The organism is Streptomyces sp. NPDC048603, assembly GCF_043199475.1.
In the GTDB taxonomy this organism is placed as follows: Bacteria; Actinomycetota; Actinomycetes; order Streptomycetales; family Streptomycetaceae; genus Streptomyces.
In genome coordinates this window covers 328,335-354,613 of sequence record NZ_JBICVY010000008.1, presented here as the reverse complement: position 1 = coordinate 354,613, position 26,279 = coordinate 328,335, and the positions used below count along the sequence as shown (strand labels likewise).

16 protein-coding genes and 2 pseudogenes are annotated in these 26,279 nt (G+C 74.0%); 9 read left to right on the top strand and 9 right to left on the bottom strand.

The annotated features are described in order from the left end of the window. Positions 1 to 4: 4 nt before the first annotated feature. The 3 genes and pseudogenes from ACGFQ9_RS21955 to ACGFQ9_RS21945 form a co-directional block, all read left to right on the top strand. A complete protein-coding gene (locus ACGFQ9_RS21955) occupies positions 5 to 571 on the top strand; it encodes a TetR/AcrR family transcriptional regulator (RefSeq protein ID WP_393575793.1) in 567 nt (188 codons plus the stop codon). A 78-nt stretch (positions 572 to 649) separates the two neighbouring features. Beyond that, positions 650 to 2,128, top strand: coding sequence for a glutamate-cysteine ligase family protein (locus ACGFQ9_RS21950; RefSeq protein WP_393575791.1), 1,479 nt, complete (start codon positions 650 to 652; stop codon positions 2,126 to 2,128). Continuing rightward, positions 2,113 to 2,391: pseudogene (locus tag ACGFQ9_RS21945) on the top strand (caspase family protein); the annotation flags it as partial. The gene ACGFQ9_RS21950 and the pseudogene ACGFQ9_RS21945, both read left to right, overlap by 16 nt. A gap of 155 nt (positions 2,392 to 2,546) precedes the next feature. On the opposite strand, the pseudogene ACGFQ9_RS21940 reads toward ACGFQ9_RS21945, so the two are convergent. Continuing rightward, a pseudogene (locus ACGFQ9_RS21940) lies at positions 2,547 to 2,927 on the bottom strand (SDR family NAD(P)-dependent oxidoreductase); the annotation flags it as partial. 119 nt (positions 2,928 to 3,046) lie between these two features. Between ACGFQ9_RS21940 and ACGFQ9_RS21935 the strand changes: the two are divergent. Then, a complete protein-coding gene (locus ACGFQ9_RS21935; protein ID WP_393575790.1) occupies positions 3,047 to 4,012 on the top strand; it encodes a nucleoside hydrolase in 966 nt (321 codons plus the stop codon). On the opposite strand, the gene ACGFQ9_RS21930 is transcribed toward ACGFQ9_RS21935, so the two are convergent. The 5 genes from ACGFQ9_RS21930 to ACGFQ9_RS21910 all read right to left on the bottom strand — a co-directional run bounded on the left by ACGFQ9_RS21930 (position 4,000) and on the right by ACGFQ9_RS21910 (position 10,504). After that, a complete protein-coding gene (locus ACGFQ9_RS21930; RefSeq protein ID WP_393575789.1) occupies positions 4,000 to 5,289 on the bottom strand; it encodes a S8 family peptidase in 1,290 nt (429 codons plus the stop codon). The two genes, ACGFQ9_RS21935 and ACGFQ9_RS21930, sit on opposite strands and share 13 nt — an antisense overlap. Before the next feature lie 179 nt (positions 5,290 to 5,468). After that, positions 5,469 to 6,203, bottom strand: a complete 735-nt coding sequence (locus tag ACGFQ9_RS21925) for an anti-sigma factor family protein (protein ID WP_393575788.1) — start codon at positions 6,201 to 6,203, stop codon at positions 5,469 to 5,471. Beyond that, positions 6,200 to 6,781, bottom strand: a complete 582-nt coding sequence (locus ACGFQ9_RS21920) for a sigma-70 family RNA polymerase sigma factor (RefSeq protein ID WP_393575787.1) — start codon at positions 6,779 to 6,781, stop codon at positions 6,200 to 6,202. The genes ACGFQ9_RS21925 and ACGFQ9_RS21920 overlap by 4 nt, the downstream gene beginning before the upstream one ends. Positions 6,782 to 6,898: 117 nt before the next feature. Beyond that, positions 6,899 to 7,912 carry a DUF1996 domain-containing protein gene (locus tag ACGFQ9_RS21915; protein ID WP_393576002.1) on the bottom strand — a complete coding sequence of 338 codons (1,014 nt, stop codon included), beginning with the start codon at positions 7,910 to 7,912 and terminating at the stop codon, positions 6,899 to 6,901. A gap of 105 nt (positions 7,913 to 8,017) precedes the next feature. Next, positions 8,018 to 10,504, bottom strand: a complete 2,487-nt coding sequence (locus ACGFQ9_RS21910; RefSeq protein WP_393575786.1) for a TIM-barrel domain-containing protein — start codon at positions 10,502 to 10,504, stop codon at positions 8,018 to 8,020. A 349-nt stretch (positions 10,505 to 10,853) separates the two neighbouring features. Here ACGFQ9_RS21910 and ACGFQ9_RS21905 point away from each other — a divergent pair, with 349 nt between their 5' ends. From ACGFQ9_RS21905 to ACGFQ9_RS21895, 3 genes are all read left to right on the top strand, one after another. After that, the gene (locus ACGFQ9_RS21905; protein WP_393575784.1) at positions 10,854 to 11,669 is read left to right on the top strand and encodes a VOC family protein; all 816 of its coding nucleotides are present in this window, start codon (positions 10,854 to 10,856) and stop codon (positions 11,667 to 11,669) included. Between the two features lie 428 nt (positions 11,670 to 12,097). Further along, on the top strand, positions 12,098 to 13,858 hold the full coding sequence (locus ACGFQ9_RS21900; protein WP_393576001.1) for a S8 family serine peptidase: 1,761 nt from the start codon (positions 12,098 to 12,100) through the stop codon (positions 13,856 to 13,858). 287 nt (positions 13,859 to 14,145) lie between these two features. After that, the gene (locus ACGFQ9_RS21895; RefSeq protein WP_393575783.1) at positions 14,146 to 16,932 is read left to right on the top strand and encodes an AAA family ATPase; all 2,787 of its coding nucleotides are present in this window, start codon (positions 14,146 to 14,148) and stop codon (positions 16,930 to 16,932) included. Positions 16,933 to 17,053: 121 nt separating this feature from the next. On the opposite strand, the gene ACGFQ9_RS21890 is transcribed toward ACGFQ9_RS21895, so the two are convergent. Both ACGFQ9_RS21890 and ACGFQ9_RS21885 read right to left on the bottom strand, forming a co-directional pair. Next, positions 17,054 to 17,722 carry a DUF4360 domain-containing protein gene (locus ACGFQ9_RS21890; RefSeq protein WP_393575781.1) on the bottom strand — a complete coding sequence of 223 codons (669 nt, stop codon included), beginning with the start codon at positions 17,720 to 17,722 and terminating at the stop codon, positions 17,054 to 17,056. Positions 17,723 to 17,905: 183 nt separating this feature from the next. Beyond that, the gene (locus ACGFQ9_RS21885) at positions 17,906 to 19,969 is read right to left on the bottom strand and encodes a SpoIIE family protein phosphatase (RefSeq protein ID WP_393575779.1); all 2,064 of its coding nucleotides are present in this window, start codon (positions 19,967 to 19,969) and stop codon (positions 17,906 to 17,908) included. A 109-nt stretch (positions 19,970 to 20,078) separates the two neighbouring features. Between ACGFQ9_RS21885 and ACGFQ9_RS21880 the strand changes: the two genes are divergently transcribed. Beyond that, positions 20,079 to 22,109, top strand: coding sequence for a SpoIIE family protein phosphatase (locus ACGFQ9_RS21880; protein WP_393575777.1), 2,031 nt, complete (start codon positions 20,079 to 20,081; stop codon positions 22,107 to 22,109). Between the two features lie 47 nt (positions 22,110 to 22,156). Continuing rightward, the gene (locus ACGFQ9_RS21875; RefSeq protein ID WP_393576000.1) at positions 22,157 to 24,811 is read left to right on the top strand and encodes a SpoIIE family protein phosphatase; all 2,655 of its coding nucleotides are present in this window, start codon (positions 22,157 to 22,159) and stop codon (positions 24,809 to 24,811) included. Between the two features lie 511 nt (positions 24,812 to 25,322). On the opposite strand, the gene ACGFQ9_RS21870 is transcribed toward ACGFQ9_RS21875, so the two are convergent. Beyond that, on the bottom strand, positions 25,323 to 26,243 hold the full coding sequence (locus ACGFQ9_RS21870; protein WP_393575999.1) for an NADP-dependent oxidoreductase: 921 nt from the start codon (positions 26,241 to 26,243) through the stop codon (positions 25,323 to 25,325). Positions 26,244 to 26,279: the final 36 nt, after the last annotated feature.

Sequence of the window (26,279 nt, the reverse complement as noted above, 5' to 3'; positions counted from 1 at the left end):
CGGCGTGCCGGACGACCCCCGCACCGAACGGACCCGGGCCAGGCTGCGCGGGGCCCTGCTGGAGGAGTGCGCGAGCCGCCCGCTGGACGAGGTCAGCGTCGCGGCCCTGGTACGCCGGGCGGGGGTCGGCCGTGCGACGTTCTACCTCCACTACGCCGACCTGGAGGCGCTGTCCGTCGACGCCTGCGCCGAGATCGTCCGCGAGGCCGTGGACGCACTGCACGCCTGGCGCGGGGTCCCCGACCCCGCCGCCCCGCCGCCCGCCCTGACCGCCTTCTTCGACCGGCTCCCCCAACACGCCGGCCTGTACCGCACGTTGCTGCGCCCGGGCGGAGGCGGACCGCTGGGCCTCGTGCTCCACCAGGAGCTGCGCGCCCGCAGCCGCGCCGAGCGCACCCTGGCCGGCGCCCCCGAACCCGACCTGATCGCCACGGCCGTGACCGCGACCTTCGCCGGAATCCTCGCCGACTGGCTGCACGGCCTCATCGAGGCAACCCCGGCGGGGATCGCGGGGCGGGTCTGGCGTCTGCTGATCGCCCTCCACCGCGCTCCGGGCCCCGACTGGACCTGACCGCCTCGATGGCCGGGACGGCCCGGGAGTGGCACGCTGAAGGCGGGGGTCGGACCGAGCAGACTCGGGAGGGCCGACATGGGTCGCGACGTCCCTGCGCAGGTGTTCACCCGTGACGACCGACGGCGGTTCCGCCACAAGATGCACATGTGTCTGGACGTGTTCACGCGGATGCTGCGGGAGTCCCGGTTCGAGTTCGAGCGGCCGCAGGTCGGCCTGGAGATCGAGCTGAACCTCGTGGACGCCACCGGTGAGCCCGCCATGCGCAGCACGGACGTCCTGGAGGCGATCGCGGACCCCTCCTGGTCCAGCGAGCTGGGCCGGTTCAACCTGGAGATCAACATCGCGCCGCGCCGGCTCACCGCGGGCGGTCCCGACTCCTGGGAGCAGGAGATCCGGGACGCGCTCAACCACGCCGAGGAGAGGGCCGCGGCGATCGGCGCGCACCTGGTCATGATCGGGATCCTGCCGACGCTGGAACTGAAGGACGTGGGGCCGCACGCGCTGTCCGAGAACCCGCGGTACCACCTGCTGAACGAGCAGATCTTCGCCGCACGGGGCGAGGACCTGCTGATCGCGGTGGACGGGGTCGAGCGGCTGGAGACCTACGCGGAGACCATCACGCCGGAGGCGGCGTGCACCAGCACCCAGTTCCACCTGCAGGTCTCGCCGGACGAGTTCGCGGACTACTGGAACGCCGCGCAGGCCGTCGCCGGGGTGCAGGTGGCCCTGGCGGCGAACTCCCCGTTCCTCTTCGGCAAGGAGCTGTGGCGCGAGACGCGCATCCCCTTGTTCGAGCAGGCCACCGACACCCGGCCGGACGAGATCAAGGTGCAGGGCGTACGGCCGCGGGTGTGGTTCGGCGAGCGGTGGATCAACAGCGTGTTCGACCTCTTCGAGGAGAACGTACGGTACTTCCCGGCGCTGCTGCCGCTGTGCGACGAAGAGGACCCGCAGGAGACCCTGGACCGCGGAGGAACCCCCTCGCTGGCCGAACTCACCCTCCACAACGGCACGGTCTACCGCTGGAACCGCCCCGTCTACGCCGTCGTCGACGGTGTCCCGCACCTGCGGGTGGAGAACCGGGTGCTGCCCGCCGGCCCCACCGTGGCCGACGTGCTGTCCAACGGCGCCTTCTACTACGGGCTGACCCGCGCTCTGGTCGACGAGGACCGGCCCGTGTGGTCACGGATGTCCTTCTCGGCCGCCGAGGACAACCTGCACACCGCGGCACGGCACGGGATCGACGCGCAGCTGTACTGGCCGGGGATGGGCCAGATCCCGGTGACCGAGCTGGTGCTGAGGCGGCTGCTGCCGATGGCGCACCTCGGCCTGGAGCGGTCCGGCATGGACGCGGCCTGGCGGGAGCCGCTGCTCGGCATCATCGAACAGCGGTGCGTCAGCGGCCGCAACGGCGCGGTGTGGCAGTCGGAGCTGTTCCACCACATCCACGACATCGCGCACGTGGACCGGCACCAGGCACTGCGGCGGATGACCCGCCAGTACATCGAGTACATGCACCTCAACGCTCCGGCGCACACGTGGCCGGTGGAGTGACCCACGGGCGTCATGCCCTGATCATCGCCAACGACGAGTACCAGGATCCCGGGCTCCGGCAGTTGGTGTCGCCGGCCGAGGACGCCATGGCCCTCGCGGCCGTCCTGGCGGATCCCAAGGTGGGGAACTTCGACGTCCAGGTGGTCAGGAACGAGCCACGGCACGTAACGGAAATGAAGATCGAGGACTTCTTCGAGGACCGGAAGCGCGGCGACGCACTCATCCTCCACTTCTCCTGCCACGGCCTGAAGAGCGAGTCGGGGGCCCAGAGCACGGTGCTCTTCCTCGACTGCCGCTACGGCGGCGCCTTCTCCCACGAGATGTCCGTGTGGGCTGGCGAAGACGTAAACGTCCTGGAGGCCTTCGCGGGTCCGAAACTCAGAGGCAGCCGCGGCACTGGTGCACGGTCTCACCACGGGTGTCGGAGCAACAGGAACGGCGCGGTGACCATCACTTTCTGGATGAGTTCGAACCGGTCGGGCGGGAAGTCCTGCAGGGGGGCGACGTGCTGCAGCCCGGCGTTGTTGACCGGGATGTCGACGGTGCCGGGCAGGCGCAGCAGCGCGGCCGGGTCGGCGAGGTCCACGGTGTGCGGCCGGCCGCCGGTGGCGAGCGCGGTCTCCCGGGCCGCCGCCGCATCGCGGTCCACCACGTGGACCAGGGCCCCGGCCCTGGCCGGCGCCACCGCGCAGGCCCGTCCGATGCCGCTGCCGCCGCCGGTGACCAGGGCCGTCCGGCCGGTGAGGTCGGCGTCCACCGGCGTGTTCGCCCCGGTGCTGTCGCCGCGTTCGATCGTCATGGCCGGAAACGTAGGGCGGCGCGGGCGGGCCGCCCATGGGTGCGGGCACCACAGTCGGTGTCCGGTGCATGGTGGAGGCACACACCGGGAGCACCGCGAAGAGCCGAGGAGAGACCACCGTGGCCGTACCGATCATCATCGACTGCGATCCCGGGCACGACGACGCGCTCGCGATCCTGCTGGCAGCCGGTGATCCCGCCGTCGACCTGCTGGCGATCACCACGGTCGCGGGCAACCAGACCGTGGAGAAGACGACGCTGAACGCGCGCCGGGTGTGCACGGTCGCGGGCATCACCGGGGTGCCGATCGCGGCGGGCTGCCCGAAGCCCCTCGCACAGCGGCTGGCGGTCGCCGCCGACGTGCACGGCGAATCGGGACTGGACGGCCCGTGGTTCCCGGAGCCGACGGTGGAGGCGGAGCCGGAGCACGCGGTGGAACTGCTCCACCGGATCCTGACCGGGCACCCCGAGCCTGTGACGCTCGTCCCGACCGCCCCGCTGACGAACATCGCGCTGCTGCTGACCCGTTACCCGGAATGTGCGTCCCGCATCCGGGAGATCGTGCTGATGGGCGGCTCCACCGGGCGCGGGAACCGCACTCCGGCCGCCGAGTTCAACATCCACACGGACCCGGAGGCCGCGGACATCGTCTTCCGCAGCGGCGTGCCGCTGACCATGTGCGGGCTGGACGTCACGCACCAAGCGCTCGCCACGCCCGAGGTCCTGGCCCGCCTGGACGGGCTGGGCACGGACCTCGGGCACGTCTGCGCCGAGCTGATCCGCTTCTTCGCCTCCTCCTACCGCACCCTGTACGGGTTCCCGGCCGCGCCCGTGCACGATCCGGTGGCGGTGGCCCGGGTGATCGATCCGGACGTCGTACGGTGCGTGGAGACGAACGTGGCGGTGGAGCTGCGCGGGGAGCTCACCCGGGGCATGACCGTGGTCGACCTGCACGGGCGTACGGGCCGGCCGGTCAACGCGCGGGTGGCCCTGGAGCTGCGTCAGGACCTGTTCTGGGACCGGGTGGTGGCCGCGGTCGCCGCTCTCGGCCCACAGGCGGGGATTCGCTCCCCCTACGGCAGGTAGAGGGTGTACAGGAGCCGGTTCGGGACCGGCGGCGGGCTGCCCTGCAGGACCCCGGCCGTGGCGTTGCCGACCAGGCCCTGCTTCACCCGGTCCGGGGTGTCGGCGGGCCGGAACGCGAGGTGCAGGGCGGCGGCGCCGGCGGTGTGCGCGGCGGCCGTCGAGGTGCCGCTGAGGGTGGCGGTGGCGGTGTCGTTCGCCGCCCAGGCGCTGGTGATGCCCACGCCGGGCGCGAACAGGGCCACGCACTGGCCGTAGTTGGAGGAGGAGGCGCGGCGGTCGGTGCGGTCGGAGGCCGCGGCGACGATGGTCTCGGGCACCCGGGCGGGCGAGGTGGCGCAGGCTCCGTCGGGACGGCCGGCGCTTCCGGCGGCGACGGTGTAGGTGATGCCGGAGGCGATCGAGGTGCGGACGGCGGTGTCGAGTGCGGCACTGGCCGCGCCGCCCAGACTCATGTTGGCCACGGCCGGCCGGACGGCGTTCCGGGTCACCCAGTCGATGCCGGCGATCACCCCGGCCGTGGTGCCCGACCCCTGGCAGTCGAGGACGCGTACGGCCACCAGCCGGGCCTCCTTGGCGACCCCGTGGGTGGCTCCGCCCGCCACACCGGCCATGTGCGTGCCGTGGCCGTGGCAGTCCTGCCCGGCGCGGCCGTCGCCGACCGTGTCGGTGCCGACCGAGGCGCGGCCGCCGAACTCGGCATGGCCGGTGCGCAGTCCGGTGTCGATGACGTACACGCGGACGGCGGCGGCGGTGGTGCGGTACGTGTACGTGGTGGAGAGCGGGAGCGCGCGCTGGTCGATCCGGTCGAGCCCCCAGGGCGCGCCGGGCTGCGTGCCGGCTGCTGTCGCGCCTGTCATGCCGGTCATGCCGGTCATGCCCGTCGTGCCGGTCGCGCCGGTCGTGTCCAGGGCGACGCGGGTGTCCTGGTGGACCTGTTCCACACGGGGGTCGGCGGCCAGCCGGGCGGCCTGGGCAGGGCTCATCCGGGCCGAGAAGCCGTGCAGGGCGGCGGTGTAGACGTGCCCGAGGCGCGCGCCGCCGGCGCGGCCGAGCAGTTCGTGTGCCGCGGCCGTCACGGCGGCCGGGCCGGACGCCCGGGCGGCGGGCTTGAGGAGGACGATCCACGAGTCCGGGACGGCGGCGGCCACGGGGGCCGCGGGCACCGGAGCGGGCCCGGTGGGGGCCGCCGGACGGGCCGCTGCCTGCGGCAGCGCGCCGGCCAGCATTGCTGCGGTCAGCAGGGATAACAGGGGGAGGCGACGGCGGAACGGGTTCATGCGGGACCTTCCCTCGGCGGGATGCGGGCGGCGCCAGAGTGCCGCGCCCGTCGGGCCCGCACAAGAGTGCGTGCCGGAGCCCGGGAGGGGACGGCCACCCGGGCTCCGGTCTGCCTTCCCCGGCACGCGCCGTCGTGCCGGGGAAGGGATTTGTGTGCCTCCGTCGCGTCCGGAATCCCCTACAGGGGGACGGTGACGAAGGTCTTTCCGGCCTCGTTCTCGACGGCGATCGCCTCGACCGCCGAGGGGTCGACCGCCGCGGAGCCGTCCAGCGAGGCGCCCTTGGCCTCGCCGTTGGCATGGCTGCCGACGACCCAGCCTCCCGCGGTGGTCCGGCTGCCGTCCTTGCCGACCACGACCAGTCGGCAGCGCTCGCCCGGTGGGACGCCGGTGACCGCGGCGTTGACCTTGACCCACTGCGCGGCGGGGGTCATCCGCACGGTCATCCTCGCCCCGGTGGCCGTGTCGGTGGCGGAGCCGACCTTGGTTCCGGCCGGTGGGGTGGCCGGAGCGGTGGGCGCGGTGGAGGGCGGCGGGGGCAGTGCGACGGGCCCGTCCTCCGCTCCGCCACTGGCCGTGCCGGCCCAGAACACCGCTGCCAGTGCGGCCGCGGCCGCGAGTCCGGCGAGGGCCGTCCGGCGCCGGCCGTCCCGCGCCTGTTCGCCGCGGACCTGGCGCAGGGTCCGCTGGAGCATCAGGTCGCCGCCCTGCGGCGGCCCGTCCAGGAACGCCTCCGGCGGGACTTCGCCGAGTGCCGCCTCCATCTCCCTCAAGGTGGCCACCTCCCGCCGGCACTGTTCGCAGCCCTTCATGTGTTCCTCGATGCGCCGGACCTCGTCCTCGTCGAGTACCCCGAGGACGTACGGGCCGAGCTGTTCGTTCTCCTGGTGTTCTTCGTGCTGCTGCCGGTTCATGCGACCACCTCCCTGAGTCCGGCGGGCCGTGCGGGGCTGCCCGGTCGGCTGCTGCCTTCCCTGAACGTCTCGCGGAGCGCCTTGAGGGCGTAGTGCGAGCGCGATTTGACCGTACCCGCGGGGATGCCGAGGCGGTCGGCCGCCTCGGCGACGCTGTGTTCCCGGTAGTAGAGCTCGGTGAGGACGTCACGGTGCTCGGGGGACAGCGTGTCGAGGGCGCCCAGAACGGTCATCGCGTCGACGACGGCGTCCGAGTGGTCCGCCTCCACCGGCGGCGTCGCACCGGTTTCGGCGACCTCGGTGGGCCGGGCCGCCTTGGCCCGGTAGCGGTCGGTGATGATGTTGCGGGCCACCGTCAGCAGCCAGCCGCGCACCGATCCCTTGCCGTTGACCAGCGCGTCGGAGTGCCGCCAGGCCCGGATGAGGGTCTCCTGGACGACGTCCTCGGCGGCGGCACGGTCGCCGGTGAGCCGGGTCGCGTAGGCGAGCAGCGCGTTGCCGTGCTCCTCGTACACCGACCTGATCAGTGCTTCGTCGGTCGAGCCCCGCCTGCTCCGGGGCCACAGTGGTCCGGCCATCTCACCCTCTCCGTCTGCCCGGCGTGCGGCGCGTCTTCCCTGCGTGCGCCGCCCGCGTCGTGACCAACACGCGCCGGGGCCCCCGGACGGTTCATGTGTCCCGCGTCACATGCGGGATCAGCAGCGGCGGCCCTCGTTGAGACAGGCGACCACGGCGGCCATCTGGCCGTCCGTCATCACGTTGACGAACATGGCGTGGTCGGTCAGGGGGCTGTGCCGCTGCTCGGCGAAGGAGTCGAGGGCGATCGGGGTGCCGGGCGGCACGTCGTAGGCGAGCGAGAGGCGCAGTTCGGGCACGGCGAAGGTGCCCGTCGGGCAGACCCCGTTGGGGGCGGCGAAGAGCAGGTGGGTCCGGGTCTCGTTGGCGGTGTCCAGTCCGTTCCAGCAGCCGGGGAAGACCAGCGTGCGGGTGAGCAGGTCACCCTTCGGGCAGACCGGGTACCTGGTGGTGTAGCGGTCCGGTGAGCCGGAACAGCCCCAGCGGGCCCTTACGTCGGCGTCACGGCCCGCCGTGAACGCGACGGCGTCCCCGGTCATGGCGCGCAGGAAGCGGGGCATCGGGACGACCTTGCCGACCGGGTTGCCGCGGAATTCCAGGCGGACTCCGGCGGGGAGCAGGATCTCCCCGGTGTTGCCGTGTCCGGCGGCCTTCTCGTAGGGCCGGGTGGCGGGGCGGTCGGTGCGGCGCAGCACCGGCCAGTAGTAGGTGGAGCGGTCGCCGTTCTTGCAGGTGGTGGGTGCTGCGGCGAGTTCGGTGTCGGTGGAGGCGGCGCGGGTGGCGAGGTTGCCCACGTAGGCGTGGGTGTGGTGGGCGCCGCCGGTCAGGCCGGGTGAGACGACGAGGTTGTCCTCGTTGTAGTGGGCTTCCTCGTTGCGGCCGCAGTCGGCGGTGACCGTTCCGGTGGAGGCGTCGGGTCCGGCGGGCGGCGGGTCCTGGTGCGGGCCGGCCGGTACGTCGGATATGTCGACGAAGTCGTCGGCGGCGGGCGGGGCTCCGGCGGCCGCGTGGTGCGGGGCGGCGCCCCGGGAGCTGCCGAGTGCCGCGGCGGTGAGCACTCCGCCCAGCACCAGGCAGACGAGCAGCGTGAGCAGCAGCCGCCGTTCCTTCACGGTTTTCCCGTCCATCCCCATGCGGGTCACGGTGGCCGGTGCCTCCTCCCGCGTCAACCACGCCTCCGGGGCCCTGGCGGGGGCCCCGGAGGCGGATCGTATCGGGCGGGTCGGGCGGAGGGGTGGTCAGGGGGTGAACGTCGGGCGCCGGTCGGCGGGACCGCCGCAGGCGGCCGGCATCAGCCGGGTGCCGGCGGTGGTTCCGCAGCCGGGGACCGGACCCGCCGCCGGGACCGCGGTGCCCGCGGCGGTGACGGTGAAGGCTCCGGAGTGCTCGCCGGCCTTGATCCACAGGATGCCGGAACGGTCGGCGGGGTCGAAGTACCAGCCCGTCCGCGCGGCATCCCAGGCGGCCTTGGAGTCCAGTGCGGGCAGGGTGGCGCCCCGGACGGTCACCGCGGTGGGGGCGGCGGCGACGTGCAGGCTGAACTCGTAGGCGCGGGAGACGGGTTTGCCGGTGTAGCTGCCGTCGGCGGCGCCCACGGCGACGGTGACGGTCCCGCTGCCGGAGTTCGGGGCGGTGACGTCGACCCGCTGCCGGGAGTGGGCGCCGGACAGGTGGGCGCGGGTGATGCCGTCGTCCTCGTAGAGGGTGAAGGAGGAGCTGCCGCGCGGGTGGACGTCGTAGGTGAGGGTGGAGAGGGGCTTCTCTCCGGTGTGGTTCATCTGCGGCCACATCGGCACGATGGCTCCGCCCTTCACGAACAGGGGCAGGGTGTCGAGGGGTGCCGAGTACCCGTTCAGCCAGCCGGGACCGGTGTGGGTGCGGCCGGTCCAGTAGTCGGTCCAGGTGCCGGCGGGCAGGTAGATGCCGTCGCGGACGGTGGTGTCGGAGACGACGGGGGCGACGAGGAAGGAGTCGCCGGCCATGAACTGGCCGCTGGTGGAGTTCCCGCGGGCGACGGGGTCGTCGGGGTACTCCAGGACCAGGGCACGGGTGGAGGGCACGCCGGTGTCGTGGGCGGTGCGGCTCATCGTGTACAGGTAGGGCATCAGCCGCATCTTGAGCTGCAGGTACTTGCGGTTGATGGAGAGGTACGGTTCGGCGAACCGCCAGGGCTGCTTGTCCTGGTAGCCGGCCGCCGGGTTGGCGGCGCCCCAGCCGGACATGGTCATGAAGGCCGGGGTGAACGCCTTCCACTGCAGGTCCCGGACGTACGTCCGGGGGCTGCCGCCGAAGATCCCGTCGACGTCCCCGGCCGCGTAGTTGAGGCCGGACAGGCCCGCCCCGGCGATCGCGGGTACGTGCCAGCGCATGTCGTCCCAGGTGCCGTACGTGTCGCCGGTCCAGACGACGGCGTTGCGCTGGGTGCCGGCCCAGCCGTCGACGGTCCAGACGAAGCGGCGGGCGTCGGAGTTCTTCTCGATACCGTCCACGGCTGTTTCGACTCCCTTGAACGCGCCCTTGTACCCGCCGCCGATCCAGGCCACGTCGGTCTTCACGCCGCGGGAGCCGGCGGTGCCGACCTCCTCGCCGATGTTCGCGAGTCCCGTGGAGGTCCAGAGGCCGGTCCGGAAGCCCTTGGCGGCGAGGGCGTCCACGGTGGACTTCAGCGGGGCGGTGTAGCCGCAGCCGTAGCCGTCGTTGGGGAGAAACCATCCCGAGGGCATGTCCGCGGCCCGGGCGTCGGTGGCGTACGAGACCACGTCGGGCGTGGTCTGGTGGCGGAGCCTGCCGTGGTCGCCCTGGTAGTCGGGGCTGGAGGCGTTCCAGCAGTCCGCGTTGCCGAGTTCGAAGCCCCAGAGCGGGGCGAGGAAGGGCTTGCCGGTGACGTCGGTGTACCCGTCGAGCACGCCCTTGAGCGAGCCGGCGGTGAAGTACCAGGCGTCGAAACGGGATTCGTCGTGGGTGAGGGTGGTGGGGGCGTTGAAGCCGTAGGTGCCGGGGGCCCAGGTGTTGCGCATGACCCCGTAACCATTGGTGGACATGTAGAAGGGGGCGGGGCTGGCGTTGTCGTTCTCGCGCCACCGGTTGTCGACGGCGACGGGCACGGTCTTGCCGCGCAGGGCCCACTCCCCCAGGCGCAGCCCGGTGCCGTAGAACTGCTCGTCCGCGCCGCGGGACAGGTACTGGGTGGTCCGGTTGCCGGTCCAGCGGGTGGGCTGGGTCTCCTGCCACACCGGGGTGGAGTCGTCGGCCCGGTACACGGAGAAGCGCAGGGGGGTCTTGTTGACCCGGATGGAGACGGCGCCGGTGGCGATGCGGTAGTGGGTGCCGGCGTCGGTGAGGGTGGCGGTGACGGGGCCGAAGTCGGTGGTGACGGCGAGGTCGGAGCCGGCCGGGTCGTCGGCGAAGGTGCCGTCGGGTGAGATCCGGATCCGGAAGACGTCGGCGCGGGCGACGACCACGCGGGCCTTGGCCTTGGTGCTGGTGGCGAGGGTGAAGGTGTTCCCGGCGCGGCTGATCCCGGTGGCGTTGCCGGCGGTCGCGGTGGCCGCGGCCGAGGCGGGCGGCGCGGCCACGAGGGGGGTGGCGGCGAGCGTGAGGGCGACGGCGAGGGCGAGGGCGATCAGCGCTGCCGGGGTCCGCCGGCGGCTCCGGCGCGGGAGGCGGGAGGTGTGCGGCGGGTGCGGGCGGTGGCCCGGCGCGGGGCGGGGTCGACGACGTGTCATGGGGCGGCTCCTCGGTGCGGTCCCGGACTTGTCATGCGCTCGGCAACATAGCGCGCCTGCGCGCGCAAATGAAGGGAATTGCTCGAAACCAGCCACTTCCGCGCACCATCGCGCACCATCACGCACCATGGCCTTTCACACACGGCCCTCAGGCGGGAGAAGACCGCACGATGAGCGAGAAGGCTCGGCCGGTACCCACCGGTTCGGCCGACCGCCCGGCCGCCCGCGCGTCGCGACACACCGTGACCGGAAAGGCGCGTACCGTCATCCCCGATGCCTCCGGGGGGTTCCGGGCCTTCCCGGGGTGAGAGAATTCTTGAGACAGCCGAGGCGGATGGGGTTGACAGCCATGTCGACGTCTACCCATGAGGTGTTCGGTGCGCCGTGCTGGGTCAGCCTGATGGCCCGCGATCTGGCCGCATCGGAGAAGTTCTACGGCGAGGTGCTCGGATGGGAGTTCCGTCCGACCAGGCTCGGTGAGTCCTTCCGTGTCGCCCTGCTGGAGGGGACACCGGTGGGCGGGATCGGGGCCATCGCCGAGCTCGCCGCACCCGTGGCCTGGACGCCCTACTTCGCCGTGGACGACGCGGACGAGACCACCGCGCGGATCCGGGAGCGCAGCGGCACCGTCGCGGTCGGGCCGCTGACCTTCGGGACGGGCCGGGCCGCGCTGGCCGCGGACCGCGAGGGGGCGGTGTTCGGCATCTGGGAGGGCGCGGCCATCCCCGACTGGCACGTCGGCCGGGAGAACGCCCCGGCCTGGCTGGAGCTGCGGACCCGGCAGGCACTGGACTCCGCGATCTTCTACGGAGAGGTCCTGGACTGGGGCTGCGGCCGCGACGGCTGCTGCGAGACCTCCTTCGAGGACGACCACGTGGTGCTCCGGCACAGCGGGCACCCGGTGGCGCGCATCCGCGGCGGGGCCCTGGAGTCCGCGCCCGACCCCGCGATCAGGCCGCGCTGGCACGTCAACTTCCGGGTCACCGACCTCGACGCCGCCGTGAACACGGCGGTGTCGCTGGGCGGGGCCCTGGTCACCCGCGCGGCCGGCGAGGACGCCCGGCACGCGACCCTGCGGGACCCTGACGGGGCGCTGTTCACCGTCGCGACGACGGTGGACGTGGATCCGTACGACCCGCCGGGCGCACCGGCCGCGACGGCCTGAAACAGCCCCGGCCGCAAGGCGCGTTGCCGCGCCGTGAGCTGCGGCGTCGGGGGTGTCGCAAACCCAGCGGACACTGAAGTCCGATATTCGGACGAATATGTCCGGCGTGTGAACTCTTTTCCGGGGCGATGAGGGCGCGCGCACCTGGCATGATCTTCAACTCCCCTGGTCCGGCATGGAGTTGATGGATGGGGTGGTGTGGGGGCCGTCGGGGGTGCGAGGGGGCGGGAGGGGACCGGCAAGGGTTTTCCCCGTATCGGGTTCATCCCCGGTTTGCCTACTGTCTGCCCACCGGCGATCACTTCAGGCCGCGACACCTTCGCCGGTACACCTCCCACACCGCACCAACCGGTCGCTCCGGCCTGTCCGGAACCGACCGCGAAGGGAACACCGTGCACGCACCCAGACGGCTCATATCCGTCGTGGCGATGTCCGCCACCCTGCTCGGCGGTACCGTCACCACCTCGATGGCGCTGTCCCGTCCCGCCACCGCGCCGAACGCCGCCACCGCGGTGCCGCAGCCTGCCGCCCCGGTCGAGAACCTGATCGTCGGCTACAAGTCCGGCACCACCGAGGCCAGTTCGAACACGGCTGCCGACGCGGACGCCAAGGCGAAGGGCAAGAAGGCCGGCGAGACCGTGGCCTTCGAGCGCCGCCTCGGCACCGGGGCCGCGCTCGTGGACCTCGGCGGCACCCTGGCGCCCGCCGAAGCGGCCGACGTGATGGCCCAGTTCCGTGCCGACCCGGACGTCGCGTACGTCGAGCCGGACACCCGCGCGTACGCGATGGCCACGCCGAACGACACTGAGTACGCCAAGCAGTGGGACCTCTTCGAGGCCACCGCCGGCATGAACGTCCCGGCGGCCTGGGACACCACCACCGGCACCGGGGTCACCGTCGCCGTCATCGACACCGGCTACGTGGCGCACTCCGATGTCGCCCCGAACGTCGTGGCCGGCTACGACTTCATCACCAGCTCCAGCGCCGCCCGCGACGGCAACGGCCGCGACAGCAACCCGGCGGACGAGGGCGACTGGACCTCGGCCGGCGAGTGCGGCGTCGGTTCCAAGGCGAGCACCTCCTCGTGGCACGGCACGCACGTGGCCGGCACCATCGGCGCCGCCACCAACAACGGCAAGGGCGTCGCCGGCATCTCCTACGGCGCGAAGATCCAGCCCGTGCGCGTGCTCGGCAAGTGCGGCGGCGCCACCTCCGACATCGTCGACGCCATCACCTGGGCGTCCGGCGGTTCGGTGCCCGGCGTCCCGGCCAACGCCACCCCGGCCAAGGTCATCAACATGAGCCTCGGCGGTTCCGGCACCTGCGGCACCAGCTACCAGAACGCCATCAACGCGGCCGTGGCCCGCGGCACCACCGTGGTCGTGGCCGCCGGCAACAGCAACGCCGACGCCAGTGGCTTCTCCCCCGCCAGCTGCGGCAACGTGATCAGCGTCGCGGCCAGCAACCGCACCGGCGACCGCTCCTACTACTCCAACTACGGCGCGTCCGTGGACATCGCCGCCCCGGGCGGTGAGACCCGCCGCGCCACCGACACGCCCGGCACCATCACCACCCCCGAGAACGGCATCCTCTCCACGCTGAACGCCGGCACCAGCACGCCGGGCGCCGAGAACTACAAGCCGTACCAGGGCACCAGCATGGCCGCCCCCCACATCGCGGGGCTCGCGGCGCTGATGAAGTCGGCCAACTCCGCGCTGACCCCGGCCCAGATCGAGTCGGCCATCAAGAGCAACGCCCGCCCGCTGGCCGGCACCTGCACCGGCGGCTGCGGCGCCGGCCTCGCCGACGCGGCCAGGACCGTCGCGGCGGTCACCGGCCCGGTCACCCCGGCGTACGAGAACACCACGGACGTGGCCATCCCGGACAACGGCGGTGCCGTCTCCTCCTCGATCGCCGTCTCCGGCCGCACCGGCAACGCCCCGGCCGCGCTCAAGGTGAACGTGGACATCAAGCACCCCTACCGCGGCGACCTGGTCATCGACCTGGTCGGCCCCGGCGGTGCCGTCAAGCGCCTGCAGAACTCCTCCGGCGACAGCGCCGACAACGTGATCACCACCTTCACGGTCGACGCCTCCGCCTGGACGGCCAACGGGACCTGGCAGCTGCGGGTCCAGGACGTCGCCTCCGCCGACACCGGCTACATCGACTCCTGGAGCCTCGGCTTCTGATCCCCACCCCCTGATTCACCCCCAGGAGGATTCGGGCCCCATTCCCGAACCGCCACCCCCCACAGGTCCGGACCATCTGACCAATGGTCCGGACCAACTCCCCCCGCGGGCCTGCCGGTACATCCGATGACGGCAGGCCCGCGGGTCATTTCCGTCTCCGGCCGCCCGACCGCCCCCGCCCTGCTGATTTCTGCGTCACACTCGGGTTCCGCTTCGGCCATCACCTCGTATTCTCGCGCTCACAGACAAGGCACAGGATCCGGGGAGCGAGAGGGTGGTGGCTGTGCGTGACGGCGACGGGGAGCTCTGAGGCGACCGTCGGACACGGCGAACTGATCGAGGCGGTCGACCGCGCGCTGACCACGCGCGGCCGGGCGATCCTCACCGGGCCCACGGGAGCGGGCAAGAGCACTCTGGCCGCTGTGGTGGCGGACGCCGCCGCACGCCGCGGCCAGACCGTACTCCGGCTGGCGCCCGAGGCCGCCGACCGGCACATACCCGAGGGCGGCGCCGCGGCACTGCTCGCGGGCGTCCCCGGCGGTGTCCTGGACGGGCTGGCCGGGCCGCAGCGGACCGCGATCGCCCTGCTGCGCCGCGAGGCGGACGCGCCGCGGGCCGGCCGCGACCACGTCGCGCTGCGCCTGGCGGTGGTGGAGGTGCTGCGCGCGCTGGCCGCCGCCGAACCGGTGCTGCTGGTCGTCGACAACGCGCAGTGGCTGGACGAGGAGAGCGCCGCGCTGCTGCGGTTCGCGCTGCGGCTGACCCCTCCGGAGGTCCGGCTGCTCGCCGCGGAGTGCGCGCCGGGCGGGGCCCCGGTGGCGGAATCCCTGTGCGGGCCGGACGCCCCCGTGCTGCGGGTGCCCCCGCTCGGCGCCGACGAGGTCGCCGAACTCCTGGCGCGGCGCGGCCTGCCGGCCCGGCTGGCCGGCCGGATCCACCAGGCCAGCGGAGGCAATCCGCGGCTGGCCCTGGCCCTGGGGCATTCGCTCGCCGAGGCCGGGGACGGCTGCGCGCACCACACCGACCCGCTGCCGGTGGCCGGGCCTGCCCGGGCCGTGACCAGGCGGCTGCTCGCGCAGACACCGGCGCGGGTGCACGGCACCCTGCTGCTCGCCGCGCTGGCGGCCCGGCCCACCACGGCACTGCTGCGGCGGGCCGGACGGCCGGACGCGGAGGCGGAGCTCGCCGAGGCGGAGCGGGCGGCGCTGGTCACGGTGGCGCAGGACGGCACCGTCGCGTTCACCGCCGGGGCGCTGCCGGCCGCGCTGGCCGCGGACGCCGGGTGGCCGGAACGGGCCGCCGGGCACGCGGCACTGGCCGCCGCGGTCGACGACCCGGTGCAGGCGGTACGGCACCGGGCGCTGGCGGTGGACCGGCCCGACGAGGAACTGGCGGCCGAGATCGCCGGGGCGGCGGCGGCCTGCCGGCGCCGCGGGAACCGGGCGCTGGCAGCGGAACTGGGCATGCTCGCGGCCGAACGCACCCCGGTGGACCGGCCGCGGGAGGAACTGGCCCGGCTGGTGGCGGCCGCCGAGGACGCGGGCTGGTCCGGACGGGCCGACCTGGCCCGGCGCGCGGCCGGGGCGGTGCTGGAGCGGGACGCGACGCGGGCCGACCGGGTACGGGCCCGGCTGGCGGTGATCGACGCGGCGGGGCAGGCGCTGGCCGACCTCGACGAGACCTTCGCGCACGCCACGGCCGACGCGGCCGGCGACCCCGCGCTGCTGGCCGCCGTACGGCTGCGGGTGGCGTGGAAGCACAACCTGAGCGACGGGGACCCGGTGCGGTCGGTGGCGGCCGCGGCGGAGGCCGGGGAGCTCGCGGCGGCCGGCGGGGACCGGGTGGCGGAGGCGATGGCGCTGACCGTACGGGCCCGGATGGGCCGGATCCTGGGCGATCCGGGGGCCGAGGAGATCCTCGCCGAGGCGCTCGCGCTGCCGGCGCCGGAGGTGCCGCTGGGGATGCGGAACGCCCCTCAGTACCTGGCGGTGCGGCACGCGCTGTTCGACGACCGGCTGGCGGACGCCCGGGAGCAGCTGATGGTGCTGCTGCCCGCGGTGGAGCGGACCGGCTCCGCGGAGGACGTGTTCGAGGTGCTGCGCAGCCTGACCGAGGTGGAGCTGCGGAGCGGCCGGTGCGCAGCGGGCACGGCGTGCGCCCGGCGGGCGCTGCGGCTGACCATCGAGGCGGGGCTGTCGCCGGGGCCGGCCTGGTACGTGGCGGCGATGGCGGAGTACACCGGCGGCAGTTTCACCCGGGCGGCCGGCTACGCCCGGCGGGGTGTGCGGGCCTCGGAGGAGGAGCGCGACCAGGTGTTCCTGTCGCGGAGCCTGCACGCGCTGGGGCTGGTGGAACTGGCCGTCGGGGAGACCGTACGGGCGGTGGCCACGCTGCGCCGGGTGGCGGAGCTGGAGGCCGCCCAGCAGGTGGTGGACCCGTCGGTCCTGCGCTGGCACGGGGAGCTGGCGGAGGCGCTGGTCGCGGTGGACGCGCCGGGCGAGGCGGAGTCGCTGCTGGACGGGGTGCGGCCGGTGGCCGTGGAGCTCGGGCGGACGGGAGTGGTGGCGGCCCTGGACCGGGCGCGCGGTCTGCTGCTGTCGGCGGGCGGGGAGCCCGGGGCGGCGGTGGCGCTGCTGGGGTCGACGGCCGAGGTCTTCGAGTCGCTCGGGCTGCCGTGGGAGCGGGGGCGGACCCTGCTGGCGCTGGGGCGGGTGGAGCGGCGGCGGCGGCGCCGGGCACCGGCCCGGGCGGCGCTGGAGACCGCGGCGGAGGTGTTCACGGCGGCCGGTGCGCTGCCCTGGGCCGCGCTGGCGCGGGAGTCGGCGGTGGGCGGCACCGGGCGCGGCGGGGCCGGGCGGGGCGGGGCCGAGGCGGGCCGCGCGGCGGGTTCCGGGGCGCTCACCGAGGCCGAGCTGCGGCTGGCGGTCCTGGTGAGCCAGGGGGCGAGCAACCAGGAGGCGGCGGCGAAGCTGTTCCTGAGCGTGAAGACGGTGGAGGCGCGGCTGACGCGCATCTACCAGAAGCTGGACGTGCGGTCGCGGGCGCAGCTGGCCACGGCGATGCGCCGGCAGTGACCGGTCCGGCCGCGCCACGGGTGCCCGTGCGCGGCGGGGCCGGACCGGGGGTGCGGGGGCGTGGCGGCGCGCACCCCCGCGCCGGGGAAGACGAAGCCGGGGAAGACGGCGCCGGACGCCCCTACTTGTGGACCGGGGTGGGGAGGCATTCCTTCCAGGCGAAGTGGTAGACGGTGCTGAAGGTGCCGTCGGTGGAGTCCATCGCCATGAAGCTGGTGGTGCTGCTCGTGTTCGAGGTGCCGCCGTTGACGCGGAGTTCGGTGTTGATGTTGAAGTTGCGCTTCTCCCCGCACGGGGCGAACGCGAGGGATTCCACCGGAGTGACGTCGGTGACCTGCCAGTTGCCCTGGAACGGCCCGTGGAAGGTGTGGCTGCGCCGCGCGGTCCCCGACATTCCCTGGAAGTAGTACCCGGCCTGCTGCACGCCGCTGGCCTGGTCCTGGAGGCTGGCGAAGCCGCGGTAGTCCACCTTGGCGATGGCGTAGGTGTAGCCCTGGGGGACGTTCACGCGGAGGCCCAGCTGGCAGTTCTTGCGGAACTCGGTGGGCTGGGCGCCGAAGCCGACCTGGGCCAGGTACTCGCTGTAGGTGACGGTGAAGGCGGAGTTGTCCGGTGCGACGTCCACGGTCGAGCTGCCGGGCCGGCAGCCGGAGCCGTTGACGGAGGCGAGGTCGATGGTGACCTGGCCGGCGGGGTCGTCGGCGGGCCGGGGCGCGGCCGTCGCGGGGGCGAGGGCGGCTGCTGCGACGAGGGCGGTGGCCGCGCCACCGATGAACACCGATCTGAACACGGGGTGCCTTGCCTTTCGTGCTGTGCGCTGGGGGCCGTACGGACCCTCCGGGCGTACTACAGCATGATGTGACTTGTCATCACGGGCTCCATGCCGGGCGGCGGACCCCCGACCACCCGCATGGACCCGGTCACCGCATGGACCCGACCACCCGCATGGACCCGGTCACCCGCACGGCCCCGGTCACCCGAGGAAGAGGGGACGGGCCAGCAGGAGGGCCACGTCGTCCTGGGCCGGGGCGACCGGGAGGTGGTCCAGGACGGCGTCGCAGACCGCTTCCAGGGGGAGGCCGGGGCGGCCGAGGGCCTCGGCGAGCAGGCACATGCCCTCGTCGAGGTCGCGTTGCCGGGACTCGATCAGGCCGTCGGTGTAGAGGGCGAGCAGGCTGCCCGGCGGCAACGGGACGTGCTCGGACCGGAAGCGGCCCGCGCCGGTGCCCAGGGGCGTCCCGGGCGGGCCGTCCAGGAAGGCGACCCGGCCTTCCGGGGTGACCACGGCCGGCGGGGGGTGTCCGGCCCGGGCGATCTCGCAGCCTCCGGCCGCCGGGTCGTGGACGGCGTAGACACAGGTGGCCATCTCGTCCTCGCCCAGCTCGGCCACGATGTCGTCGAGCGAACGGAGCATCCGGTCCGGCGGTACGTCGTGCCGGGCCAGGGTGCGGACGGCGGTGCGCAGCTGGCCCATCACGGCGGCGGCGTGGATGCCGTGCCCCATCACGTCGCCGATGACCAGGCCGGTCCGGCCGCCGGGCAGGCTGATCGCGTCGTACCAGTCGCCGCCGACGTCGTGGACGCTGGCCGGGAGGTAGCGGCCGGTGAGGGAGAGACCGGGGACGTCCGGCAGGGTGTGGTTGGTCAGGCTGCGCTGGAGGGTGAGGGCCGCCTCGCGCTGGCCGGTGAACATGCGGGCGTTGTCGATGTTGAGGGCGGCGCGGGCCAGGAGTTCGTCGATCAGCAGGGAGTCCTGTTCGTCGAAGGGTTCACGGCTGGTCAGCCGCATGACCGCGACCGCGCCGAGCGCCCGGCCGCGCGCGACCAGCGGGATCAGCCGGGCGGAGCCGATCCTGGTGCTGAGGTAGCCGCGCAGGGCCTCGGCCCGGGGCTCGGTGATCAGTGCGGGGATGTCGGCGTGGGTGAGGTTCATCGGGCGGCCCTCGGCGATGCCCCGCTCGTAGACCGAGCCGCGCGGGATCTGGAAGGTCATCCCCGGGAGCAGTTTCGCGGTGGGCGCGTCGGAGTCGGGGAAGGCCGCGGCGAGCCGGCGGACCAGCCCGTGCCGGCCGGCGCCGGCCTCGTCGGGGGCGATGACCTCCTCCAGGATCTGGACGTCGGCCGAGTCGGCCAGGCCCGGGACCAGGACCTGCACGATCTCCCGGGCGGTCTGCTGCAGGTCCAGGGTGGTGCCGATGCGGGCGCCGGCCTCGGCGAGCAGGGCCAGCCGGTGGCGCGCCCGGTCTGCCTCGACCAGGGCCTGCTGGCCCTCGGTGATGTCGATCAGGGAGGCGATCAGGCCGAGCGTACGGCCGGCGCTGTCCCGCAGCGGTGCGTAGGAGCAGGACCACGTGTGGTCCCGGGCGGGGTCCGCGGGCGTGCGGCCGGTGCGGCGGGTGTCGATGACGGGGCTGCCCTGGTCGAGGGCGCGCTGCATCATCGCCTCCAGGGCGGTGGCGTTGACCCCGGGCACCACTTCGCTCAGCCGCCGGCCGAGGTGGTTGCGGGCGGACACGCCGTTCATCCTGGCCAGGGCCTCGTTGACGCGGAGGAAGCGCAGGTCCGTGCCGAGGGTGGCGAGCCCGATCGGCGACTGGGTGAAGAGGCTCTCCAGTGCGGCCAGGGAGTCCCGCATCCGCAGGACCTCGGAGGTCTCCACGGCGATCAGCAGCGCCCCGGGGCGGCCGCGGGCGTCGGCGGCCGGGAGGATCCACATCTCCATGGTCACCGGGTGGCCGTCCCGGTGGCGTACGGAGAGGGTGCCGCCGACCGTCTCGCCGGACTGCACCCGGCGGGTCAGTTCCTCGGCGAGCTCCCGGTTCCCCTCGGGGACCAGCACGGTCGCGGCGGAACGGCCGAGGACCTCGTCGGGGGTGTGGCCGAGCAGCTCCTGCGCGGCGAGCGACCACTCGACCACCCGGCCGTCGGCGTCCTCCCGCCAGAGGGCGATCGGGAGCAGCTCCTCGAGCACGCCCGCGTATCCCACGCCGCGCCGGGGCTGCTCCGGCGCCTCGCTCGCCCACTGATGTGTGTCCAAGGCAACGACCTCGCCCCGAGGGGTACATTTCGCTCAAAACACCCTATCGGAGACCCGTGCGGGTGGCTCTCACAAGGCCCGCACGGCCCCCAGGAGGCAGCATGGAGGAGTGACCGAATCGCCGGAGCCGAGGGGCCTGCTCGACGTCCTCGGCGTGGCCGCCGTCGTACTGGACTCGGAGGGGCGGATCCGGTTCTGGAGCCCTGACGCGGAGCGCCTGTTCGGCTGGAACTCGTCCGAGGCGCTGGGCAAGTTCGCCGCCCGGCTGCTGGTCCGCGAGGAACACCGCGAGCTGGTGATCCGGCTCTTCGCCGACGTCCTGGTGACCGGCGAGAGCTGGGCGGGTGCCTTTCCCGTCCGTCACAAGGACGGATCCACCCGGATGGTCGAGTTCCGCAACATGCGGCTGACGGACACCTTCGGCGACCTCTACGCGCTCGGCATCGCCGCCGACCACGCCACCGTCCAGCAGGTGGAGACCGACCTGGCGCTGTCCGAGCGGCTGGTCTCCCAGTCACCCATCGGGCTGGCCCTGCTCGACACCGATCTGCGGTACGTGCTGGTCAATCCGGCCCTGGAGCGGATCAACGGGATCCCGGCCGAGCAGCACATCGGCCGCCGGATCCGGGACATGCTGCCCTTCCTCGACGTGGACGTGCTGGAGGGGACGGTGCTCCGGGTGCTGACCACCGGGGTGCCGCTGCTGGACCAGTTCACGGTCGGCCGCACCCCCGCCGATCCGGACGAGGACCACGCCTGGTCGGTCTCCTACTACCGGCTGGAGAGCCCGCACGGGCGGGTGCTCGGCGTCGGCATCTCCGTCATCGACGTCACCGAACGGCACCGGTCCGCCCAGGCCGCGGACCGCGCCCGGCGGCGGCTGGCGGTCATCGCCGACGCCTCGGCACGGGTCGGCACCACCCTGGAGGTGGACCGGACGGCCCACGAGCTGGCCGAGGTGGTGGTGCCCGACCTCGCCGACATCGCCGCGGTGGACGTGCTCGACTCGGCGCTGTCCTGCCGCCGCCCCGGGGCGCCGGAGAGCGGGCCGGAGCTGTTCCGGGCGCTGGCCGTCGAGGCCGCGTACCCGACCGAGGCGCTGGACGCCGCCGACCCGGCCGGCGAGCTCACCATGTACGGCGAGGACCGGCTGGTCACCCGCTGCGTGCACACCGCCGAGCCGGTGATCGTCCCCCGGGTCGGCACGGACGACCTGGCGCGCATCGCCCGCAACGCCAAGGCCGCGGAGCAGCTGGAGCGGGCGGGAGTGCACTCGTACCTGGCGGTCCCGCTGATCGCACGGGGCGAGGTGCTGGGCGCGCTGGACCTCAAGCGTGCCCGCAACCCGGTGCCGTTCGACGAGGACGACGTCCTGACGGCCACCGAACTCGCCGCGCGCGCCGCCGTCAGCATCGACAACGCCCGCTGGTACCAGAGCGTCCGCAACTCCGCCGTCACCCTGCAGCGGAGCCTGCTCCCCGGCCTGCCCCCGCACCCGCCCGGCCTGGAGATCGCCTCCCGGTACCATCCCGCGCACGGCTCCAGCGAGGTGGGCGGCGACTGGTACGACGTGATCCCGCTGGCCGGGGACAAGACCGCGCTGGTGGTCGGGGACGTGATGGGCAGCGGGATCGACGCCGCCGCGACGATGGGCCGGCTGCGGACGGCCACCAACGCGTTCGCGGACCTCGACCTCGATCCGGCGGAGGTCCTCCGGCACCTGGACCGGATCACCGGGGGCCTGGAGCACTACATCGCGACCTGCCTGTACGCCGTCTACGACCCGGGACGCGCGCAGCTCCGGTTCTCCAACGCGGGGCACCTGCCGCCCGCCCTGCTGCGCGCCGGGGGCCGGGTCGGGCTGGTGGAGCTGCCGACCGGGGCGCCGCTCGGGGTCGGCGGGGTCCCGTTCGAGACCACCGCGGTGCCCTTCGGCCGCGGGGACCAGTTGGTGCTGTACACCGACGGACTGGTGGAGACCCGGCACGACCCGATCGACGAGCGGCTGGCGGACCTGGTCGCCCTGCTGGACGACCCGACCAGGCCGCTGGAGGAGACCTGCGACCGGCTGCTCGACGAACTGCGGCGGCCCGAGGAGACCGACGACGTCGCGCTGCTGATCGCCCGGAGCCGGCCGTGAGTCCCCGGGCGTGGGCGCGCACCGTGTCGGGGCAGGTCTTCGCCCTGATGGCGGTGATCGTGCTGCTGCTGGTCACGGTCGCCGCAGCGGCGCTGGTCCTGCAGGCCCAGAAGGACAGCCAGACGGACGCCCGCAACCGGTCGCTGGCCGCGGCGGAGGCGTTCGCGCACGCTCCCGGGATCGAGGAGGCGCTGCTCTCCCCCGATCCCACGGCAGTGCTGCAGCAGCGGGCGGAGGCGGCCCGGCGCGCCTCCGGAATCGACTTCCTCGCCGTGATGAGCAAGGACGGCGTCCGGTACACGGACCCGTTGCCCAGCCTGATCGGCAAACGCGCCTCCGGGAACATCGCCCGGGCGGCGGCAGGCGAGTCCTTCACCGAGGTGTTCCGCGGCGAGCCCAGTGACGCGGTCCGCGCGGTGGTCCCGGTGCGCGGGAAGGACGGCAAGGTGATCGGTCTGGTCGGCACCGGGATAGAGATCCGGAACGTCGGCCAGGTGGTCGAGGGCCAGCTGCCGCTGCTGCTCAGCGCGGCCGCGGGCGCCCTGATCGTCGGCACGGCCGGGACCGCGCTGGTCAGCAGGCGGCTGCGGCGGCAGACCCGGGGGCTGGGACCCGTCGAGCTGAGCCGGATGAACGAGCACCACGAGGCGGTGCTGCACGCGGTCCGCGAGGGCGTGCTGATCATCGGCGCGGACGGGCGGCTGCAGCTCGCCAACGACGAGGCGCGACGGCTCCTGGACCTGCCGCCCGACGCCGAGCAGCGGCCGGTGGGCCGGCTCGGGCTGCCTCCGGAGATCGGCGGCCTGCTGGCCTCCGGGCGGACCGCGACGGACGAGGTGCACCTGGCCGGGGACCGGCTGCTGGCCGTCAACGTGCGGGCCACCCAGTACCGGGGCGAACCCACCGGCACGGTGGCCACCCTCCGTGACTCCACCGAGCTGGCCGCGCTGGCCGGCCGGTCCGAGGTGGCCCGGAGCCGGCTGCAGCTGCTGTACGACGCCGGGGTGCGGATCGGCACCACCCTGGACGTCCAGCGGACCTCGGAGGAACTGTCGGAGGTGGCGGTGCCGCGGTTCGCCGACTTCGTCACGGTGGAGCTGCTGGACCCGGTGCTGCGCGGCGAGGAGCCTTCCGGGGCGCACACGGAGATGCGGCGGACCGCGCTGTGCGGGGTGCGGCCGGATCCCCCGCTGCAGCCGGTGGGCGACCTGATCCGGTTCGTGGTGGAGACCACGCCGATGGCGGCGGCCCTGGAGACCGGCCGCGCGGTGCTGGAGGCGGACCTGAGGACGGCTCCCGGCTGGCGGGCCCAGGACCCGGAGGGGGCCGCGGAGGCGGTGGCGTACGGGATCCACTCGCTGATCGCGGTGCCGCTGCAGGCCCGCGGGGTGGTGCTGGGGATGGCCAACTTCTGGCGGGCCGACACCCCTGACGCCTTCGGCGAGGAGGACCTGTCCTTCGCCGAGGAGCTCGCGGCACGGGCGGCGGTGTCCATCGACAACGCGCGCCGGTTCACCCGGGAGCACACCATGGCGGTCACGCTGCAGCGCAGCCTGCTGCCGAGGGTGCTGCCGGAGCAGAACGCGGTGGAGGTGGCGTACCGGTACCTGCCGGCGAAGGCCGGGGTCGGCGGGGACTGGTTCGACGTGATCCCGCTGCCGGGGGCCCGGGTGGCGCTGGTGGTCGGCGACGTGGTGGGGCACGGGCTGCACGCCGCCGCCACCATGGGCCGGCTGCGGACCGCGGTGCACAACTTCTCCACCCTGGACCTGCCGCCCGACGAACTGCTGGGGCACCTCGACGAGCTGGTCGGGCGTATCGACATGGACCAGGCGGAGTCCCGCGAAGGTCCCGGCATCACGGGCGCCACCTGCCTGTACGCGGTCTACGACCCGGCGGCCGGGCAGTGCTCGATCGCCCGGGCCGGGCATCCCGGGCCGGCGCTGGTGCACCCGGACGGGGACGTGGAGTTCCCGGAGGTGCCGGCCGGGCTGCCGCTCGGACTGGGCGGAATGCCCTACGAGTCGGCGGTGCTGGACCTGGCGGAGGCGAGCCGCCTGGTGCTGTTCACGGACGGGCTGCTGGAGGACCGGGACCGCGATCTGGAGAGCGGACTGGGGCTGCTGCGCGGAGCGCTGTCCCGGGCGGGCCGCACCCCCGAGGAGACCTGTGTGGACGTGCTGGACGCGCTGCTCTTCCCGGCACCGAGTGACGACATCGCGCTGCTGGTGGCGGGGACCCGGCTGCTGGCGGCCGACCAGGTCGCGGCATGGGACGTGCCGGCGGAACCGGCGGAGGTGTCCCGGGTGCGCAACGCCGCCTCGGCGAAGCTGTCCGACTGGGGGCTGGAGGAGGTCGCGTTCACCGCGGAGCTGATCCTCAGCGAGCTGATCACGAACGCGATCCGGTACGGGGGCGAGCCGATCCGGGTACGGCTGCTCCGGGACCGGGTGCTGACCTGCGAGGTCTGGGACAGCAGCAGTACGGCACCGCACCTGCGGTACGCGGCGAGCACGGACGAGGGCGGACGCGGGCTGTTCCTGGTGGCGCAGATGGCGGAGCGCTGGGGCACGCGGTACACGGGGCGCGGGAAGGTCATCTGGGCGGAGCTCTCCCTGTCCGGCGCCGGCCCGGCGGCTTCCCCGGTGGTCCCGGGCCTGACCGGCCTGAGCCTGGACGACCTGGAGGACCTCGCCTGGTAACCCGCCGATGCCGCGCGCACCCCGCCACCGTGTGCGGCCGCCGCACCGCGCCGCCGTGTGGGCAGGCGTGCCGCGCAGTCACCGGCCGTGTGGGCAGGCGTGCCGCAGGGCGGCACGGGTGGGCACACGGCACGACGGCGCGCGCCGGTCGCGCAGCGTGTGCCTGTGCCCCGACCCCGCTGACGGGGTCGGCCCCCGCGAGGGCGGAGCTCCGCTCCCGGCGGTGCCGGGGCCGGCGGAGCCCCGCCCAGGCCCGGGGGCAGCGGCTGCGGCCGAGCCCGGCCAAGGCTTCGGCGGGGCGGGAGCGAGCCTGCTGGGCGGCGTTCCGGTGTGCCCACCCGTTCCGCCCTGCGGAACGCCTGCCCACACCTCGGCGGAGCCGCGCCCGCACCCCGGCAGGGTGGGGAAAGCCCTGCGGAACGCCTGGCCACACCTTCGGGGAAGCCGCGCCCCGGCCAGGGCGGGGCAGGGACCTGCGGAACGGCCCGCGCCTTCGCGGAGCGCTCGTCGGTCAGTCGAGGGAGACCGTGATCTTGCCGGCGGCGTGGCCGGTCTGGCTCAGGGCGAAGGCCGCCGGGAGGTCCTCCAGGGGAAAGGTCGCGGCCACCGGCACGCTCAGCCGGCCGTCGTCGGCCAGGCGTCCCAGTTCCGCGAGGTCGCTGCCGCTGGGGCGGACCCACATCCACTGGCCGCCCGCGCCGAGGACGGAGGGGTCGGCGATCGACGCGTGCCGGCCGCCCTTGCGGAGCACGGCCCGGGTGGTCTCCAGGGTGCCTCCGACGAAGTCCGCGACGACGGTGACCCCCTCGGGTGCGAGCTCCCGGACCCGGTCGGCGAGGCCGTCCCCGTACTCCACCGGCTCGGCGCCCAGCGCCCGGACCCGGTCGTGGTTGCGGACGGAGGCGGTGCCGATGACCCGGGCGCCGAGGGAGCGGGCGATCTGGACGCCCATCGAGCCGACGCCGCCGGCCGCGCCGTGCACCAGCACCACGTCTTCGCGATCGGTGCCGAGGCGGGTCAGGAGCTGGTACGCGGTCAGGCCGGCCAGCGGCAGGCCGGCCGCCTGGTCCCAGTCGAGTGCGGTGGGGCGCGGTGCGAGGGCCCGCACCGGCACGGTGACGTACTCGGCGAAAGTGCCGCCGTGCACCCAGTCCTTGCGGGCGTAGGCGATGACCTCGTCGCCGACGGAGAACTCGGGGGTGTCGATGCCGACGGCCTCGACGATGCCGGCCACGTCCCAGCCCGGGATGACCGGGAACATGATCTCCATCAGTCCGTCGAGCGCACCGGCCATGATCTTCCAGTCGACCGGGTTGACGGCGGCCCGGCGGACCCGGACCAGGAGCTCGCCCGGCCCGTACTTGGGGCAGGGCAGCCAGGTCTCGGCGAGCACCTCGGGCCCGCCGTAGGTCTCGTACACCATCGCCCGCATTTTGGTGGTCTCGGACATGTGCCGGCCCTTCGCGTG